Source organism: Streptomyces sp. NBC_00457, from assembly GCF_036014015.1.
In the GTDB taxonomy this organism is placed as follows: domain Bacteria; phylum Actinomycetota; class Actinomycetes; order Streptomycetales; family Streptomycetaceae; genus Streptomyces.
In genome coordinates this window covers 1,389,874-1,406,683 of the sequence record NZ_CP107905.1, presented here as the reverse complement: position 1 = coordinate 1,406,683, position 16,810 = coordinate 1,389,874, and the positions used below count along the sequence as shown (strand labels likewise).

Sequence of the window (16,810 nt, the reverse complement as noted above, 5' to 3'; positions counted from 1 at the left end):
GCACATGCATGGGATCCGCGGCAGGCTCGCGGCTCTGCTCCTGGCGGTCTCGGCCGTCGTGGCGGGGACGATGGCGCCCGCCGAGGCCGGTCAGCAGGACGATCGGCGCGGCTGGACGGGAACTTGGGCGACGGCGGCCAGCGAGCACTACGAAGTCTCGGGGATGTCCGAGGTGACGGTACGGATGCCGGTGCACACCAGCGTCGGCGGCTCATCCGTACGCATCCGCCTGACCAACGCCTACGCCACCGACCCCGTGACGATCGGGCACGCGACCGTGGGCCTGCGCGACGGCGGTTCCGCCGTGGCGCGCCCGTACGACCTGCGGTTCGGTGGGAAGCGTGAGGTGACCGTCCCGGCGGGCGGCCAGGCGGTCAGCGATCCGGTCGGACTCGCCGTGCCGGCCCTGGCCGACCTGGTGGTCAGTCTCCATCTGCCCGGTCAGGTCACGCACATCACCGACCACTGGTGGGCGCAGCAGACCGTCTACTGGACGGATTACGGGGCGGGCGACCACGCCGCCGACACCACCGGCGACGCTTACACCTGGACCACCACGAGCTGGCCCTTCCTCAGCGGCGTCGACGTGACCGCGCCGAGGACCGGATCGGTGGTGGCGCTCGGCGACTCCATCACCGACGGGTCCTTCTCGACGCCCGACACCAACCAGCGCTGGCCCGACCTGCTGTCCGCCCGCCTCAACGCCTGCCTGCCCGGCGCGGGAGTGCTCAACGCGGGCATCACCAGCAACCGGATCACCGCCGGGACCGCGACCAACCCGTCGGCCCTGGACCGCCTCGAACGGGACGTGCTCTCCCAGCCGGGGGCCAGGACCCTGATTCTCTTCGAGGGCATCAACGATCTCGGCGGGGCGAGTGCCGAGCAGATCATCGCCGGGATGACGGAGATCGCCGACCGGGCGCACCAGCGCGGGATGCGGGTCGTCGCCGCCACGATCACGCCGTACAAGGACTTCACCTGGGGCGGCTGGAGCGAGGAGACGGAGGCCCGGCGGCAGCAGGTCAACGCGTTCGTGCGGGACTCCGGCGGGGTCTTCGACGACTACGCCGACTTCGACAAGGCGGTACGGGACCCGGCGGACCCGCGGCGGCTCGGCGCGGCATACGACTCGGGCGACCATCTGCACCCCAACGACGCCGGGATGAAGGCCTTCGCCGACTCCATCGACCTCGCCGCGCTCGGGCTCGGCCGCGGCTGCTCCTGAGGAGAACCCGTGTTTGGACATCTACGTGGACACCTGCGTGAACGCCGAAGATTCGCAGCCCTGACCGCGGCCGTGGCGGCCGTCCTGGCGGCCCTGCTCCCGGCGACTCCGGCCGCGGCCGAGACCAAGCAGCCGGAGTGGACAGGGACTTGGGCGACCGCACAGCACGCCTCGTACGACCCGGGCACCTCGGAGGTGACCGTACGGATACCGGTGCGGGTGAGCGCCGGCGGGTCGAGCGTACGCATCCGCCTGACCAACGACTTCACCACCGAGCCGGTGACGATCGGGCACGCGACCGTGGGGCGCCGGGACGGCGGTTCCGCCGTCGCGAAGCCGTACGAGGTCCGGTTCGGCGGCAAGGACGAGGTGACGATCCCCGCCGGGGAACAGGCGGTGAGCGATGCCGTCCGGGTCCCCGTGCCGGCCCGCAGCGACCTCGTCGTCAGCCTGTACTTCCCCGGCCGGCTCACCCACATCAGCCAGCACTGGATGGGCCTCCAGACCGTCTACTGGACACCCGACGGCGGCGGCGACCACGCCTCGGACGCCGACGGGGACGCCTTCACCAGGACCGATTCCACCTTGCCGTTCCTGACCGGCGTCGATGTGCGGGGCGGTGACACGGCGGGCAGCGTGGTGGCGCTCGGCGACTCCATCACCGACGGGGCGTCCTCCACGGCGAACGCCAACCGGCGCTGGCCGGACTATCTGGCGGGGCGGCTGTCGGCCTGTTCGTCCACCGCCGGAGTGCTGAACGAGGGCATCAGCGGCAACCGGATCACGGCCGGAGTCGACGGCAACCCGTCGGCGCTGGACCGGCTGGAACGCGATGTGCTGTCACAGCCGGGCGGCCGGACGGTGATCCTCTTCGAGGGCGTCAACGACCTCAGCTGGGGCGGTGCCACCGGCGACCAGGTGATCGACGGCATGAAGGAGATCGCGCGCCGCGCCCACGCCCGCGGGCTGCGCGTGATCGGCGCGACCGTGGTCCCGTACCGGGGCTGGGGCGACTGGTGGACCGAGGCCAAGGAGGCCGACCGGCAGAAGGTCAACGCGTTCGTCCGCGACTCCGGCGGCGTCTTCGACGACTACGCCGACTTCGACAAGGCCGTACGGGATCCGGAGGACCCCACCCGTTACGCCGCCGCGTTCGACTCCGGTGACCATCTGCACCCCAACGAAACCGGGATGAAGGCGTTCGCCGACGCGGTCGACCTCACCACTCTCGGGGCGGCCCGCGACTGCCCGTCGACCCGCGTCCGGCTCACCCCGTACCGGCCGAGCCTGGAGGCCGGCGACGACGGCACGGAGATCACGTCGACCGTAACCAACACCGGCCCCACAAAGGTCACCCAGGTCAGTACCCGTCTCGATCTCCCCGACGGCTGGTCCGCCGAACCGGCCGGCAGCGTACGGATCCGCTCCCTCGCCCCGGGCGACAGCGCCACCCTCACCTGGACGGTGGCCCCGGCGGCCGACGCGGCCTGGGGCACCCACGAGATCGGCGTACGCACGGCCTTCGTCCAGGACGGCCGCACACGGCACGACTCCGACAGCGTGGACGCCACGGTGACCCCCACGCCCTCCGAGGTGCGGGCGCCGTACCTGACGTCTGCCACCACCACCGAGCAGCCCCAATACGCCCAGAACGGCGGCCAGTTCGCCATCTGGGCGGGCGGCCAGGACCTGTCCGGCTGGAAGGACGAGAAGGCGGCGGTCTACCTCGCCGACGCCGCGCCGCCGTCCGGCACGGTGACCGCCCGGGTCGTCGGTCAGACCGGCAGCGGCCCCTCCGTCAAGGCGGGAATCGCCGTAGCCAACGACCTCACCGCACCGGAGGCGGGCGGCTACGCGGTACTCACCATGTCCGCGCAGTTCGGCCTGGAGTTCCTGACCGACAGCGATGGCGACGGGAAGCTCGACACCTGGGCGGGCGGCGGCAGTTCGTACCACCCCGCCTGGTTGAAGCTCGTCCGCGACGGCACCGCCTACACCGCGTACGCCAGCCCCGACGGCACCGCCTGGCAGCAGGTCGCCACCGCCACAGTGCCGTCCGCGAACGGCACCGGCGACGCCGGCCTGGTCGCGAGCGCCGTCAACCTCAACTACCCCGGCCAGACCACGACAGCACTCTTCGACTCCTTCTCCACCCACGAGTGAGAGGCACATTCATGGCAGTCGACCGCAGACACTTCATGACCTCCGCGGCCGCCCTAGGCGGCGCGGTGCTGCTCGCCCCGCCCGGCACCGCCCAGGCGCTCGCGCAGGGCGCCGTGTCCGGGACCCCGGGCATTCCCGACTACCAGCCCACCAAGGCGTCCCTCGACACCCATCCCGTGCCGCGCTGGTACAAGGACGCCAAGTTCGGCATCTTCGTCCACTGGGGCGTCTACTCGGTGATCGCCGGCGCGACGCCGAGAAGCGCCTCCGAGTGGTACCTCTGGTACCAGAGCACCAAGGACACCGCCGAGTGGAAGTACCACCGCGACACCTACGGCGAGGACGTCACCTACGACGACCTCATCCCGCAGTTCAAGGCCGAGAAGTACGATCCCGACGCCTGGGTGAAGCTGTTCGAGCAGGCGGGCGCCGAGTACTTCGCGCTGACCAGCAAGCACCACGACGGATTCGCCCTCTACCCCAGCAAGGTGACGGACCGTCACTCCGTGGCGTACGGCCCGAAGCGCGACCTCGTCGGTGAGCTGATGACCGCGGCCCGCAAGCGCGGCACCGTGCGCCCGGGCCTGTACTACTCGCTCGGCGAGTACTTCAACCCGGCGATCGGCCGGCCGATGCGCAACTTCTACACCGACGAGGAAATCCCGATGACCGGCTACAAGCCGGTCGAGGACTACATAGGAGACTACGAGCTCAAGCAGCTCTACGAGATCATCGACCGCTACGACCCGGAGCTGCTGTGGGCGGACGGACAGTGGTTCCGGCCCACCGGCGAACCGCCGTGGCGCAGCGAAGAACCCCTGGCCCACTACTACAACCAGGCCAAGAACCGTAAGCACCCCAAGGGTGTGGTGATCAACGACCGGTTCGACACCCACTTCGACTTCGCGACGTACGAGCAGCGCACCAACCCCACGATGGATCCGCAGAAGTGGGAGTGCTGCATGACCATGGGCTACTCCTGGGGCTACAACAAGCACGAGCCGGACGAGGACTACAAGACCTCCGAGTTCCTGATCCAGCTGCTCGCCGACGTGGTCAGCAAGAATGGCAACCTGCTGCTCAACATCGGTCCCAGGCCGGACGGCACGATCCCCGAGATCATGCAGGAGCGGCTGCGGGACATCGGCGCCTGGCTGAAGGTCAACGGCCCGGCGATCTACGGGTCGACGCCCTGGGTGCGGGCGGAGGAGGAGGGCAGTTCGCTCGGCATCCGCTACACCGTCTCCCCGGGCAAGTTCAACATCATCGTGCTGGGCGCGCCCAGCGGCACCCTCTCGGTGCCCGGCGACATCCCCATCAGCGCCACTTCCCGGATCCGGCTGCTCGGCACGAGCGGCAGTCTGAGGTGGACCCGCCGTGACGGAAAGATCAACATCACCGTCCCGTCCTCCCTGCCCAGCGACATCGCCAACGTCTTCACCGTCGACTGGGCCCGGTGAGCGGCATGGGAATCAGTAACGGTACCCAGTTCGACACCCTGGGGCCCACGCTCACCGTCACCACGGAACCCGCCGAGCCGGCCGGCGGTGACACGGTCACCGCCACCGCGGTCCTCACCAACGACTGCCCCTTCCCGCTCCGCAACGCCGTGCTTCACCTGATCGATCCCGGCGCCACCACGGCGGCGAAGACCATCCCGCTCGGCGATCTGCGGCGCGGCGCGAAGGCGACCCGGCGCTGGGAGACGGCGATGCCGGCCGACGTGGCCGGGAACGTGTCGTTCACCGCGCACGTGGTCTTCGACGTCGACGGGCACAGCAGCGACTGCGCGCGGTCCGCGAAGACGGTCACGGTGCCCTACGAGCCCAACGAGGTGCGGGACCCGTACCGGACGTTCGCCACCACCGACGACGCCGAGTTCGGCCAGTACGGCAGCCAGTTGGTGATCTGGGCGGGCGGCCGCGACTTCTCCGGCGGCACCGACGAGAAGGGGGGCATCCTCCTCCCCGGCTCCGCCGCCGAGGCGAGCGTGGTGCAGGTCAAGACGGTCAGCCTCACCGGCAGCGACAACCCCTCCGCCAAGTACGGCATCGCGGTCGCCAACGACCTGACCGCGCCGGAGAGGGGCGGCTACGCCGTACTCACCATGTCGAAGTCGTTCGGCCTGGAGTTCATGACCGACAGCGACGGCGACGGACGGCTCGACACCTGGGCCGGTGGCGGCGGTTCCACCCACCCCGCCTGGCTGCGCCTGGTCCGCGACGGCACCACCTGCACCGCGTACTCCAGCACCAACAGCGGCCTTTCCTGGACCGAGGTCGCGAGCGTGACGGTGCCCTCGGCGAGTGGCGCCATGGACGCCGGCGTCGTCGCCGGCGCCGTCAACCTCAACTACCCCGGCACGACCGTCCAGGCGGTCTTCGACCACTTCACGGTGGAGGAAGCATGAGTCCCTACCGCTCCGAGGAAGACTTCCTCGCCCCGCCCGTCTCGATCACCCTCGAGCCACCCGCCCCCGAGCCCGGTCAGGCGGTGACACTGACGGCCGAGTTCACCAACACCACGCGGATCACGCTGCGCGGCACGGTGCTGTATCTCTCCGTGGACGGTTCCGGCCAGGCGTCTTTCGTCCTCGGCAAGGTGGCGCCCGGCAAGGCGGTGACCCGCACATGGAAGACGCGGCTCTCCGACGACGCCGAGGGTGTGGTCCCCTGCATCGCGCACGCGCTCTTCGACGTGCACGAGGACGGATCCGACTGCACCCGCGCGACCCCGTCGCTGAAACTGCCGTACCGGTCACTGGCCAGTGCCTTCGACAACGCCGGAATCTCCTCCGACGACGCCACCACCACCGCCGACATCGACGGCTCGCGATCCAGCCTGTCCGCCCAGGCGCTGGCATCGGTCGGACTGACTCCCGGAGCCTCTGTCACCTACGGCGGGACGACCTTCACCTGGCCGGACACCGAGCCCGGAGCCAAGGACAACGTGGTGTCCTCCGGGCAGACCGTGCGGCTGTCCGGCACCGGCTCGCGGCTGGCCTTCCTCGGCACCTGCACCTGGGGCGACGGCAAGGGGCCCGGGAAGGTCGTGTACGCGGACGGCACGGAGCAGGCCTTCTCCGTCGAGGTCCCCGACTGGTACTGGGCGAACCCCGCGGCCGCGGTGGTGCTGCCGTACCGCAACACCCCCTCGGGCCAGGACAGGAACCCGGTCAGCCTCTACACCTTCGGCGTCGAGCTGGAGGACAAGGAACTGCACTCCGTCGTGCTGCCGAAGGTCAGCGACGGCCTGCCGAGCGGTAGTCCCGCTCTGCACATCTTCGCGATGACCGTCGCCTGAACCGAGAAGTTTTGAGAGGACGTTCATGACAGGCAACCAACACCTCAGCCGCAGACGCCTGCTGACCGGAGCGGCCGCGTTCGGCTCAGTGGTGCTGCTGACCCCGCCGCCAGGTGCCCACGCCGCCCCAGGGGCCGCGGACAAGGCCGGCAAGCCGTTCAACACGACCCCCGCATCGGTCGCGCTGCGACGCCTGCTGCCCGACCACCACCGGCAGGTGACGCTGCGCGCGCTGGGCGCCGGCAGCGCCGACCGGTTCAAGGTCACCGGCCGGGCCGGGGCGATCACCGTGGAGGGCACGAGCCCGGCGGTGCTGCTCACCGGCCTCAACACCTATCTCGCGCGGGTGGCAAAGGCCGACATCTCCTGGAACGGCGAACAGCTGAACCTCCCCAGGCTGCTGCCCGCCCCCGACGGGGAGATCGCCGGATCGGCGAACGTGCCGCACCGGTTCGCCCTCAACGACACCAACGACGGCTACACCGGCCCCTACCGGGACTGGGACGCGTGGGAGCGCGAGCTGGACGTGCTCGCGCCGCACGGCATCAACAGGGTGCTGGTCTACACCGGCGGCGACGCCGTCTACTACGACACCTTCCGGCAGTTCGGCTACTCGGACGCCGAAATGCGGGCGTGGATTCCGGCACCGGCACATCAGCCGTGGTGGCTGCTGCAGAACATGTCGGGGTTCGGCGGTCCGGTGTCCCGGCGGCTCATCGAGCGCCGGGCCGAGCTCGCCCGGAAGATCACCGACCGGGTGCGCGAACTGGGCATGACACCGGTGCTGCCCGGTTACTTCGGCACCGTGCCGGACGACTTCGTCGCCAAGCACGGCGGGGACGCGGCCGTGGTCCCCCAGGGCGACTGGGGCGCCTTCAAACGACCCGACTGGCTCGACCCGCGCACGACGGCTTTCGACGAGGTGTCCGCCGCCTTCTACCGGGCCCAGTCGGAGCGGTTCGGCGACAGCACGATGTACAAGATGGATCTGCTGCACGAGGGCGGCAACCCCGGTGACGTCCCAGTGGACGAAGCCGCGGCAGCCGTCGAAGGGGCGCTCCAGAAGGCCCACCCGGGCGCGATCTGGGCCATCCTGGGCTGGCAGTCCAACCCGTCCAAGGCGCTGCTCGACGGCGTCGACAAGAGCCGGATGCTGATCGTGGACGGTCTGTCGGACCGCTACACCACCGTCACGGACCGGGAGAGCGACTGGGGCGGCACCCCGTACGCCTTCGGCAGCATCTGGAACTTCGGCGGCCACACCCCGATGGGTGCCAACGCCCCGGACTGGGTGGAGCAGTACCCCAAGTGGCGTGACAAGGAAGGCAGCGCGCTCGCCGGGATCGCGGCGATGCCGGAGGCCGCCGACAACAACGCGCCCGCGCTCGCGCTCCTCACCGACCTGGCGTGGACACCGGGCACCATCGACCTCGACGACTGGTTCGCCGCGTACGCCGTGTCCCGCTACGGAGGCGAGGACCCGCACGCCGTCGCCGCCTGGAAGACGATCCGCGACACCGCGTACAACATGACCCGCAAGGACGGGTGGAGCGAGGCGCCCGACGGGCTGTTCGGCGCCCGGCCGAGTCTGGGCGCCAACAAGGCGGCCGCGTGGGGCCCGGAGGCCGACCGCTACGACACCACGGTCTTCGACGCGGCCCTCACCGAACTGCTCCAGGTCGCGCCGCGGCTGCGAGACAGCTCCGCCTACGCCTACGACCTCGCCGACGTCACCCGTCAGGTGCTGTCCAACCGCAGCCGCGTACTGCTGCCCCGGATCAAGGCGGCGTACGAGGCCGGTGACCGGGCCGGCTTCGGCCGGCTCACCAAGACCTGGCTGAGCTGGATGAAGCTGATGGACAAGGTGCTGGCCGCGTCCCCGCAGCACCTGCTCGGACGATGGCTGGCCGACGCCCGGTCCTGGGGCGGCACCAGGGCGGAGAAGGACCAACTGGAGTACGACGCACGGTCGATCATCACCACCTGGGGCGGCCGGGAGAGCAGCGAGGAAGGGCTGCACGACTACGCGAACCGGGAATGGGCGGGGCTGGTCGGCGGCCTCTACCTCACGCGCTGGAAGACGTACTTCGCCGAGCTGTCCGCCGCGCTCGCGGCCGGCCGGCAGCCCGCCGAGATCGACTGGTTCGCGCTGGAGGACCGCTGGGCGCACCAGCACGACAGCTACCCGGTGAAGGCGTCGGGCGACATCCACAAGCTGGCCCGGCAGGTACGGGACACCCTGGCCACCAATCCGGACCAGGTGACGCTGACCGCGTCCGCCGACCGGGGCGCGGTGGCCGAGGGCCGCCCGGTCACGGTCACCGTGGCGTTCACCAACCGCAACGGCTTCGGGCCGGCGACGGATGTGACGCTGTCCCTCGACGCACCGGAGGGGATGACCGCCGAGCCGGCCGGCACGACCACCGCGGCGTCGGTCGCCCCGGGGGAGACCTTCTCGGCGGCCTTCACCGTCACCCTCACCCAGGCCACCGGCGCGCTGATCTCCCGGGTGCCGGTGAGCGCGTCCTACCGGAGCAGCGGTACGCGCGGCCTGGCGTCGGCGAGCGTCCGGCTGATGGCGGGCACCGGGGTGGGCGACCCCTACCGGAGCGCCTCCTTCAACGACGCGGTCTTCGGCCAGTCCGGGGACGCGCTCGCCATCGAGGGCGCGGGCGCCGACCTCTGGGGCGGTACCAACGAGTTCGGCACGGTCTACCAGGCCGCCGCCTTCGGGTCCTCCTCGACCGCAACGGTCCAGGTCGCCTCGCAGGACACCACGGGCGGCTGGGCCCGCGCCGGGCTCATCGTCCGCAACGACCTGTCCGACAACGGCGGCGGCCCGGCCGGCTACGTCAATCTGGCGGTGACGCCGTCCAACGGCTGTGCGCTGTCCTGGGACTCCGACGGCAACGGCCAGTTCGACTCCATCGAACTGGCCGGTTCCCTCGCCGCCCCGGTGCATCTGCGGCTGACGCGCTCCGGCGGCACGTACACCGGCGAGTGCAGCCGTGACGGCGTCTCCTGGACCAAGGTCGGCACCGCCACACCAGGCGGCGTCGCCGAAACCCAGGACATCGGCGTCTTCATGACGGCCGCCAACGGCTGGACCGGCACCCGCGGGATCGCCGGTTTCGAGGAGTTCTCCGTCGACTGAGCGGCCGGGCCGGGCCTGGCCGGGGCCGCAGCACGCGTCGCGGAGTCACGGCGGCTCACGCTCAGGTGGACGTCGGCGGCCCGGACGGGCAGCGCTCCGGCGAGCCGGTCGAGCACGGTCGGCGCCGTCCGCAGCAGCAGGTGACCTTCGCCCATGCGGCGCGGAGCCCCGCTTCAAGGACCTCGATCCGACGGTGCCCAGCGCGGCGGAGCTGGGCCTCGTCGGCCGGTCCGCGGGAGCCTTGAGCGCAGCTGCTCCTCCTGTACGAGAGAGAAAGGGGACAGCGCAGAGCCGCTGAGATCGTCGTCACGGGGCTTGCGTGAGGCGACGAGGCCGCCCGGCGGAGGCCTGAATACACAGACTCCTTTACTCGGCTGAGTACGCTGGACAGTGACCTCGAACAACGACCCGTCGCACGCCGCTCACGGTCCACCCAACTGAGGGTCAAGGGGTCGCAGGTTCAAATCCTGTCGTCCCGACGGCGCGAAGGGTCTTCGCAGGCGAGAGCCTGCGGGGGCCTTTTCGTGTGGGCCGTTTCCGATCTCCGAGGTTGAGCACGCCGCTCTTGGATGGACCGCGCGCTGTACGCGAGATCGACGATCCTGCTGCCTGATTCAGGATGCCTCGGTGGCAAATTCGGAGCTGGGGAAGTTCTCCGGAAAGAGGGGGCAGATCAGCTGTCGGGTGAGAATGCCAGTGAGGAATGTGGTCATTGTGCCACTCCATTCCCAGTTCCCGGCGCGCCCGATGACGACGATGCAGCCGCGTGGGGGGTACCAGTGGAGGCGGTGGCTGTCGATGGTGGTACCCCAGGGGTAGAGGCCGCCGGGTTCGGGATGGAGGGGGTAGGGGATGTCGTCGGGGTCGGCCTCGCGCAGCATACGGTCGAAGTCGAGGAGGTCCTCGCCGGCGGTGAACAGGTTGGGTGGCGGCGCGGCGGGGTGGAAGACAGTCAGGAAGCCGTCAACGATGATCTGTGGGTACACGGCCGCCCAGGCGCGGTAGTCGTCAGGCACCGTGAAGCCAAGGCGTTGTTCGACTTGCGCCCAATCCACCGGCGGTGCTTCACGTGCCACGTTGCCCAGTAGGGCGAAGAGATCACTTTTTGCAGACATGAGACGCCGACGGGGTGTTGGGGATGGTCTTCGTGAAGATAGTGCCCTTGCTGCCCATGGCAATCATGGTGACGCTGTCGGGGATCACTTTGCCGGCGACGTAGTTCGCCGTGACGGTGTAGTCCACGGGCTGCTCCGTCTTGACCAGGTCGGCAACACGGTTCTCGCAGGTGCGCATCACGACCTGGTTCATCTGCTTGTACAGGGGGACGATGTTGGCCACCGTCCTGCCGGAGCCTCCGAACTGCTCGCCGATGAGGTGACCGCGGTCGAAGGTAGCCGAGTTGTAACCCTTGGGCGCAATTGCGGCAGCCGAGCCAGACTGCAGCGGTTCGCACAGCACGGCGTGGCCGGAGGTGCCGCGCCCGTCGTTCAGCGGGCCGTAGGTGGGTGCCTGGGGGGTGCAGTCGCTGGGAGACGGGGTGGGGCTGTTGAGGTTGCGCTGGTACTCCTCGTGCCGGCGGTGCAGTTCCTCAATCAGCCGATCGATGTCGGCCGAAGTGATCGCCCGGCCGAGGACACGGGCCAAAGCTGTGTAGACGTGTGTGCCCCGCTGCGCCTGGGCGCGGAAGTACCAACTGTTCCACTGCGGGGAGACGTTGGTGCACGACAGTGTGCCGGTGGCGTTGACCGGGAGGGGCCCGGAGGTGGTGCAGCCGCCGACGGGAGAGCCGTCACCGGTCATGGTGACCGTCATGGTGGCGTCCACCTTCGGCGGTGGCTTGAGGTTCTTGCTGGTGAAGGTGTTGGCCAGGGTGACGGTCACCGTGCATGCACCTGGGCCGCAGCCGGTGAAGGCGGCGCTGCCTCGCGTGTTGAACTGGTAGGACAGGTCGAAGGAGTCCTTCAACTGCCGGGTGTTCTTGACCAGGTCGTCGAAGAGGGCATCGACCTGTTGCTGGTCCATGTCTTTCAGATCCATCTGGCCCGGAAGGGCTGGAGCCACAGCGGCTACAGCGGCCCGTGCCTGGGAACGGCCGGCCCGCTCCGCGGTGAGACCGGCAGGCACCTCGGGCAGCGAGGGGAAGCCGGATGGCAGTGAGGGAAGGTCACTGGGCAGGGAAGGAAGACCGCTGGGGAGGGAGGGTACTGGTGGCAGGCTCGGAACCTTCACTCCGGCCCCTCTGGGTGTGATCCGCACGATGTGATGCGGCGTGCTCCGGGTGACGTAGATGTCGTTGGAGGGCGTGGATGCCTTCCATGCGGTTGTCCCGCTCACCTTCACCGTGGTGCTGCGGCGGGGGAATCGGGTCTTGGAGTCGTTGAGCTGAGCGGTGACCGTAGAGGCAATCTGCTGCGGCGTCAGCGTCTGCGTCACGCCCGAAGACGTTCCTCCGGTGATCCATTTGCCGTCGGCCAGGCCGGCTTCATCGGGTGAGACCCCACCGATCGGTGCGCCCTTCTGCCAGCGGACATACGACTTGTCCCCGACGGATAGAAGGCCCAGCCGCATCCCGGCCAGAGAAGCGGTACCCGTGGCCGCGCCGTCTCGTGTGACCCGCATGTCCAGCTCCGCCCCCGCGACTTGGGTGCTGTAGGCGATGGCCGGGGCCGCCTCCAACGCCGAGGCCGCCTTGAAGAAGGCATCCCGTTCGGTGCGGTCCTCGGAACTGGAGCATCCTGACGCCAACAATCCGGCGGTCACGCACCCGATCACGGCTGGCCGTAACGCTTCGTTCCTCATCCCGCCCCACCCCCGTCAGTAGACGATGCCCGGCACCACACCGTCAGGACGGCAGGATCATGTGCATGACGAGCACTTACCTAAGGACATCACCGATCCACAACTTGGTCCACGAGTTTCGCCCACAACTTCCCGCCACAACCCGGGGGCCCGGCTGGTTGAACCGGCCCAGCTGCGGCGGCCAGTGCCGCCCTTGCCGAGGACCGGGACTGCACCGGCAGGATCGGCATCATCGGCTTCTGCATGGGCGGAGCGGCTCACTTCCCAAGGACCTCGGCCACGCCGTGGCAGGAGCCTGCCCTGCCGTCGGCAGCTTCGGCGACCGCGACTTCGTGGTCGGCAAGGGCGCCGCAGCCGAACTGGAGGCCGCCCTCGACAAGTTCGGCGTCGTCCGGGACATCAAGGAGTATCCAAGGGCGGGCCACGGCTTCCTCGACGACAGCCAGTTCGGCTCACGCGTGCTGCACCCGGTGCTCCACGTCACCGGGGTCGGCCCGAACGCCGCAGCCTCCGCAGACGCATGGCGGCGCATCGACGCGTTCTTCGACACCCATCCCAAGCAGACAGCCGAAGCGCGAACGGATCGCATCTGACCTCCGCGTTCATCGCGGCCAAGGCGACCGCTGCCCATGTCGACCCCAGCGCACGAGTTCCCCGCACACAATGCCGCCCAGACCATAGGGCGGCCCGATCAACGAGGAGGGCCCCGGCTCTCTCAAGCTCCTGCGGAACGGCACCATCGCCGCGCTCGGGCTGGTCGCTGTCGTGACGGCCACGGCATGCACGCAGGGGTGATGACGCTCGCCATCTGGGGCGGCGCCGAACTCGTGCTCCTCACCGGCCCAGGTTGCCGGTGTTTCAGGGGGTGGCGGGTGTGTGGCGGCTGAGTCGGATCATGGCGCGGTAGAGGGCGCGGGGTGCGGGAGCCGGCGGCAAGGGGGGGATTTCTGTTCCCGGGGTGGCGTAGGCGCGGAGCATCTGGCCGACCAGGCGGCGCCAGGCATCGGGAGCCGCGTCGCCGGTGGCGGCGACGACGCCGGCGTTGGCCATCAGTAGGACGACCAGGTCCTGAGAGGTGAAGTCGTCGCGCAGGCATCCGGTGGCCTGCGCGCGGCCGATGAGTTCGACAAAGCCGTTGTACGCCTCGGTGCGTCGCGCTTCCAGAGCCTTGGCGGCGGGGAAGGTCATGGTCAGGACGTCGGCGAAGCCGCGGTCGGCGGCCTGCATGGCGCAGACGGCTTGGATGTAGCCGATGAAGCCGTGCCAGGGATCGGGGTCGGCGAGGGCTTCGGTGACGGCTTCGGCGTAGGCGTCCATGCGGTCGGCGAAGACCGCGGTGATCAGTTCCTCCCGATCGGCGAAGCGGCGGGAGAGGGTGGCTTTGCCGACGCCTGCCTCGCGGGCGACGGAGGCCATGGAGACGCCCAGGCCCTCGGTGGCGTACAGGCGGCGGGCGGCGGCCAGGATGCGGTCGCGGTTGCGTTCGGCATCGACGCGCAGACTCTGCTCGGGCTGCTGGCGCGGGGGTTCGGCAGGTGCACTCATGCTCATGTCTCCACTCTACCGAAGTGGAACGCGGGGTCCACTTGTGGTTATGCTGGCACCGCAGAAACGGGAAGGTCGTTTCACTTTTCTTGATGGGTGAGTGCTATGCGTGCCGTGACACTGGAAGCCGTCCCCGGGAGCCCCGCGGTGACCGAACTCGAAACCCCGCGCCCGGAGGCCGGTGAACTGCTGGTCAAGGTGGCCGCGGCCTCCCTGAACGGATTCGACGCCGCCACCGCCGCCGGCTACCTGCAAGGGATGATGGAACACCGTTTCCCCTTGGTGGTGGGCAAGGACTTCGCCGGAACCGTCGAGGCGCTCGGTGAGGGCGTGGACGGCTTCGCGGTGGGCGACACGGTCTTCGGCGTGGTGGCGAAGCCGTACCTGGGCACCGGTTCGCTCGCGGAGTACGTCACCGTCCCCGCCGCCCATGGTGTCGTGCAGGTCCCCGAGGGGCTGAGCGTGCGAGACGCCGGAGCACTGGGCCTGGCCGGGACCGCCGCGCTGGACAGCCTGAACGCCGTGGCCCTGGACAAGGGCGAGACCGTGCTCATCTCCGGTGCCACCGGCGGCGTCGGTGCGCTGGCCGTGCAGATCGCCGTGGCCCGCGGTGCCAAGGTGATCGCCACCGCCCGTCCCGGCGCGCCGGCGGAGTTCGTCACCGGCCTGACCGACGCCGAGGTGCACGTGGTCGACCACACCGGCGACCTGGAGGCTCAGGTGCGCGCGCTCGCCCCCGGCGGGGTGGACGCGTTGGTGCACCTGGCCGGCGACGGTGTTCTGCTCGCGGGCCTGCTGCGGCCCGGCGGGAGGCTCGTGTCCGCCGCCGGCTTCGACCCCGCCGGCGTCGAGGGCCAGGACGTCACCGTCAACATCCTGATGGCCGACCCGAAGGCCGAGACCCTCAGCGCGCTGGCCGAAGGCGTCGCCTCCGGCCCGCTGCGGGTGCCGGTCACCGCCGTCTATCCGCTCGAGCAGGCTCCGGAGGCGTTCGCCGCGTTCGGTTCCGGCAACCTCGGCAAGATCGCCATCTCCTGCTCCTGAGGACCCTGATCCCTTCACGAAGAAAGACCTGATCATGCCCACGATCGCCATCATCGGCGCCGGCCCCGGCATGGGCCTTGCCATTGCCCGAACCTTCGGCAAGCGCGGCTTCGACGTCGCCCTCATAGCCCGTACGAAGGAGAAGCTGGACGCCCTCGTCGACCAGCTCGGCCAGGAGGGCATCACGGCCGCCGCGTTCCCCGCCGACGTACTGGACCGTCCCTCCCTCACCGACGCTCTCGACGCGGCGAAGACCCACTTCGGCGGCATCGACGTACTCGAGTACTCTCCGGCACCCCACTCGCCGGTGCCCGGCTTCACCCTGGCCAGCCCGAGCGAGTCCACGGTGGAGAACCTGCAGCCGCAGATCGAGTACAACCTCTACGGCGCGATCGCCGCCGCCGGTGCCGTGCTTCCCGCCATGCGGGAGGCCGGAGCCGGGACCCTGCTGTTCACCACCGGCGGAGGCTCCGTAGACCCCAACCCGATGCTCGGCAACGTCAACGCCGCGTCCGCGGCACTGCGCAACTGGGTGCTCAACCTGCACAAGGAACTCGCGGACAGTGGTGTCCACGCCGCGCATGTGGCGATCAGCGCCTGGATCGGCGACGGCGGTCCCGAGGGCATCCCCTCCGCCACTCCCGAGCAGATCGCCCCTCTGTACTGGGAGCTCCACGAGGGCCGCGACCGGCCCGAGGCCGTCTTCACAGCCTGACACCCGCTTCAACGGCTGACATCCGCCGGAATACGGTTCGCCCGCCCACGGGCGGCGAACACTCCCGCTTTCCTCCTTTCCCTCTTCTCCCTCCCCAGCCCTCCCCGAAGGATCTCCGTCCCCATGAACGTCTTCCTCTGGATACTCCAGGCCCTCCTCGCCGCCATGTTCGCGATGGCCGGTGTCATGAAGTCCACCCAGCCCAAGGACAAGCTCGTCGAGAAGCTGCCCTGGGTCGCCGACTTCTCGCCCGCCACCGTCCGCTTCATCGGCATCGTCGAGTTCGCCGCCGCCCTCGGACTCATCCTGCCGGCGGCCACCGACATCGCGCCCGTCCTCACCCCGCTGGCCGCGACCGGCCTGGTCGTCGTGATGATCCTCGCCGCGATCACCCACGCCCGCCGCAAGGAGCCCTCGGCGATCGCCTTCAACGCCGTCCTGCTGGCCCTGGCCGCCGTGGTCGCCTGGGGCCGCTTCGGCCCCTACTCCTTCTGACCCACCCCCAACTGACCCTCAGCACCGGGAAGTTGTCCGACCAGACCGCCGTCCGGACTGCGGTGGCGGGCGCCGACGCGGTCATCAGCGCGCTCGGACCGACCCTCAAACGCTCCGCGACCGGCACGCCGGTGAGGCGTACATCTGCGCGATGCCGGGAGACAGGAACAGCCCCTTCTGCGCGTACTGATCGCCCGACCGCGCCTGGGCGTCGAGGTAGTGGCAGCCGGCTGCGAGCGCGGCATCGACGACCCCGGCCCGTACTTCGTGAACGGGCCAATGCGCGCCTTGTCGTGTCCGGCGGCGATGAAGGGGACGTTGTATTCCCGGAGGTACTCGCAGACGAGACGGCCGGTGCAGCCGGAGG

13 protein-coding genes are annotated in these 16,810 nt (G+C 69.8%); 10 read left to right on the top strand and 3 right to left on the bottom strand.

The features are described from left to right. The first annotated feature begins 4 nt into the window (after positions 1-4). From OG828_RS06475 to OG828_RS06450, 6 genes are read left to right on the top strand one after another with little or no spacing between them, the layout of a single operon-like run. Positions 5-1,225 carry an SGNH/GDSL hydrolase family protein gene (locus OG828_RS06475; RefSeq protein ID WP_328500408.1) on the top strand — a complete coding sequence of 407 codons (1,221 nt, stop codon included), beginning with the start codon at positions 5-7 and terminating at the stop codon, positions 1,223-1,225. 9 nt (positions 1,226-1,234) lie between these two features. Continuing rightward, on the top strand, positions 1,235-3,388 hold the full coding sequence (locus OG828_RS06470) for a GDSL-type esterase/lipase family protein (RefSeq protein ID WP_328500407.1): 2,154 nt from the start codon (positions 1,235-1,237) through the stop codon (positions 3,386-3,388). An 11-nt stretch (positions 3,389-3,399) separates the two neighbouring features. After that, positions 3,400-4,848 carry an alpha-L-fucosidase gene (locus OG828_RS06465; RefSeq protein ID WP_328500406.1) on the top strand — a complete coding sequence of 483 codons (1,449 nt, stop codon included), beginning with the start codon at positions 3,400-3,402 and terminating at the stop codon, positions 4,846-4,848. A gap of 5 nt (positions 4,849-4,853) precedes the next feature. Further along, the gene (locus OG828_RS06460; protein ID WP_328351291.1) at positions 4,854-5,798 is read left to right on the top strand and encodes a hypothetical protein; all 945 of its coding nucleotides are present in this window, start codon (positions 4,854-4,856) and stop codon (positions 5,796-5,798) included. Continuing rightward, entirely contained in the window at positions 5,795-6,691 is an 897-nt protein-coding gene (locus OG828_RS06455; RefSeq protein WP_328500405.1) for a beta-glucosidase, read from the top strand. The genes OG828_RS06460 and OG828_RS06455 overlap by 4 nt, the downstream gene beginning before the upstream one ends. A gap of 25 nt (positions 6,692-6,716) precedes the next feature. After that, complete coding sequence (locus OG828_RS06450; protein WP_328500404.1) at positions 6,717-9,845, top strand: alpha-N-acetylglucosaminidase TIM-barrel domain-containing protein; 3,129 nt, start codon at positions 6,717-6,719, stop codon at positions 9,843-9,845. Positions 9,846-10,459: 614 nt separating this feature from the next. On the opposite strand, the gene OG828_RS06445 is transcribed toward OG828_RS06450, so the two are convergent. Then, a complete protein-coding gene (locus OG828_RS06445; protein ID WP_328500403.1) occupies positions 10,460-10,921 on the bottom strand; it encodes a hypothetical protein in 462 nt (153 codons plus the stop codon). 22 nt (positions 10,922-10,943) lie between these two features. Further along, positions 10,944-12,605: a DNA/RNA non-specific endonuclease gene (locus OG828_RS06440; protein WP_328500402.1), complete on the bottom strand. Its 1,662-nt coding sequence runs from the start codon at positions 12,603-12,605 to the stop codon at positions 10,944-10,946. Positions 12,606-12,703: 98 nt separating this feature from the next. Between OG828_RS06440 and OG828_RS06435 the strand changes: the two genes are divergently transcribed. Next, entirely contained in the window at positions 12,704-13,237 is a 534-nt protein-coding gene (locus OG828_RS06435; protein WP_328500401.1) for a dienelactone hydrolase family protein, read from the top strand. 265 nt (positions 13,238-13,502) lie between these two features. Here OG828_RS06435 and OG828_RS06430 read toward each other — a convergent pair whose 3' ends face one another. Continuing rightward, positions 13,503-14,195, bottom strand: coding sequence for a TetR/AcrR family transcriptional regulator (locus OG828_RS06430; protein WP_328437096.1), 693 nt, complete (start codon positions 14,193-14,195; stop codon positions 13,503-13,505). A 141-nt stretch (positions 14,196-14,336) separates the two neighbouring features. Here OG828_RS06430 and OG828_RS06425 point away from each other — a divergent pair, with 141 nt between their 5' ends. The 3 genes from OG828_RS06425 (at position 14,337) to OG828_RS06415 (ending at position 16,443) form a co-directional block, all read left to right on the top strand. After that, positions 14,337-15,233 (top strand): NADP-dependent oxidoreductase, encoded by an 897-nt coding sequence (locus tag OG828_RS06425; protein WP_328351271.1) that lies wholly within the window; start codon positions 14,337-14,339, stop codon positions 15,231-15,233. Positions 15,234-15,267: 34 nt separating this feature from the next. After that, positions 15,268-15,948: an SDR family NAD(P)-dependent oxidoreductase gene (locus OG828_RS06420; RefSeq protein WP_328500400.1), complete on the top strand. Its 681-nt coding sequence runs from the start codon at positions 15,268-15,270 to the stop codon at positions 15,946-15,948. A gap of 123 nt (positions 15,949-16,071) precedes the next feature. Further along, positions 16,072-16,443: a DoxX family protein gene (locus OG828_RS06415; protein ID WP_328351266.1), complete on the top strand. Its 372-nt coding sequence runs from the start codon at positions 16,072-16,074 to the stop codon at positions 16,441-16,443. Positions 16,444-16,810: the final 367 nt, after the last annotated feature.

Excerpts from the sequence above, each read along its gene's own strand:
- OG828_RS06475 (WP_328500408.1), top strand. The coding sequence starts at position 5 with ATGCATGGGATCCGCGGCAGGCTCGCGGCTCTGCTCCTGGCGGTCTCG.
- OG828_RS06465 (WP_328500406.1), top strand. The coding sequence starts at position 3,400 with ATGGCAGTCGACCGCAGACACTTCATGACCTCCGCGGCCGCCCTAGGC.
- OG828_RS06460 (WP_328351291.1), top strand. The coding sequence starts at position 4,854 with ATGGGAATCAGTAACGGTACCCAGTTCGACACCCTGGGGCCCACGCTC.
- OG828_RS06455 (WP_328500405.1), top strand. The coding sequence starts at position 5,795 with ATGAGTCCCTACCGCTCCGAGGAAGACTTCCTCGCCCCGCCCGTCTCG.
- OG828_RS06450 (WP_328500404.1), top strand. The coding sequence starts at position 6,717 with ATGACAGGCAACCAACACCTCAGCCGCAGACGCCTGCTGACCGGAGCG.
- OG828_RS06435 (WP_328500401.1), top strand. The coding sequence starts at position 12,704 with ATGTGCATGACGAGCACTTACCTAAGGACATCACCGATCCACAACTTG.
- OG828_RS06430 (WP_328437096.1), bottom strand. The coding sequence starts at position 14,195 with ATGAGCATGAGTGCACCTGCCGAACCCCCGCGCCAGCAGCCCGAGCAG.
- OG828_RS06420 (WP_328500400.1), top strand. The coding sequence starts at position 15,268 with ATGCCCACGATCGCCATCATCGGCGCCGGCCCCGGCATGGGCCTTGCC.
- OG828_RS06415 (WP_328351266.1), top strand. The coding sequence starts at position 16,072 with ATGAACGTCTTCCTCTGGATACTCCAGGCCCTCCTCGCCGCCATGTTC.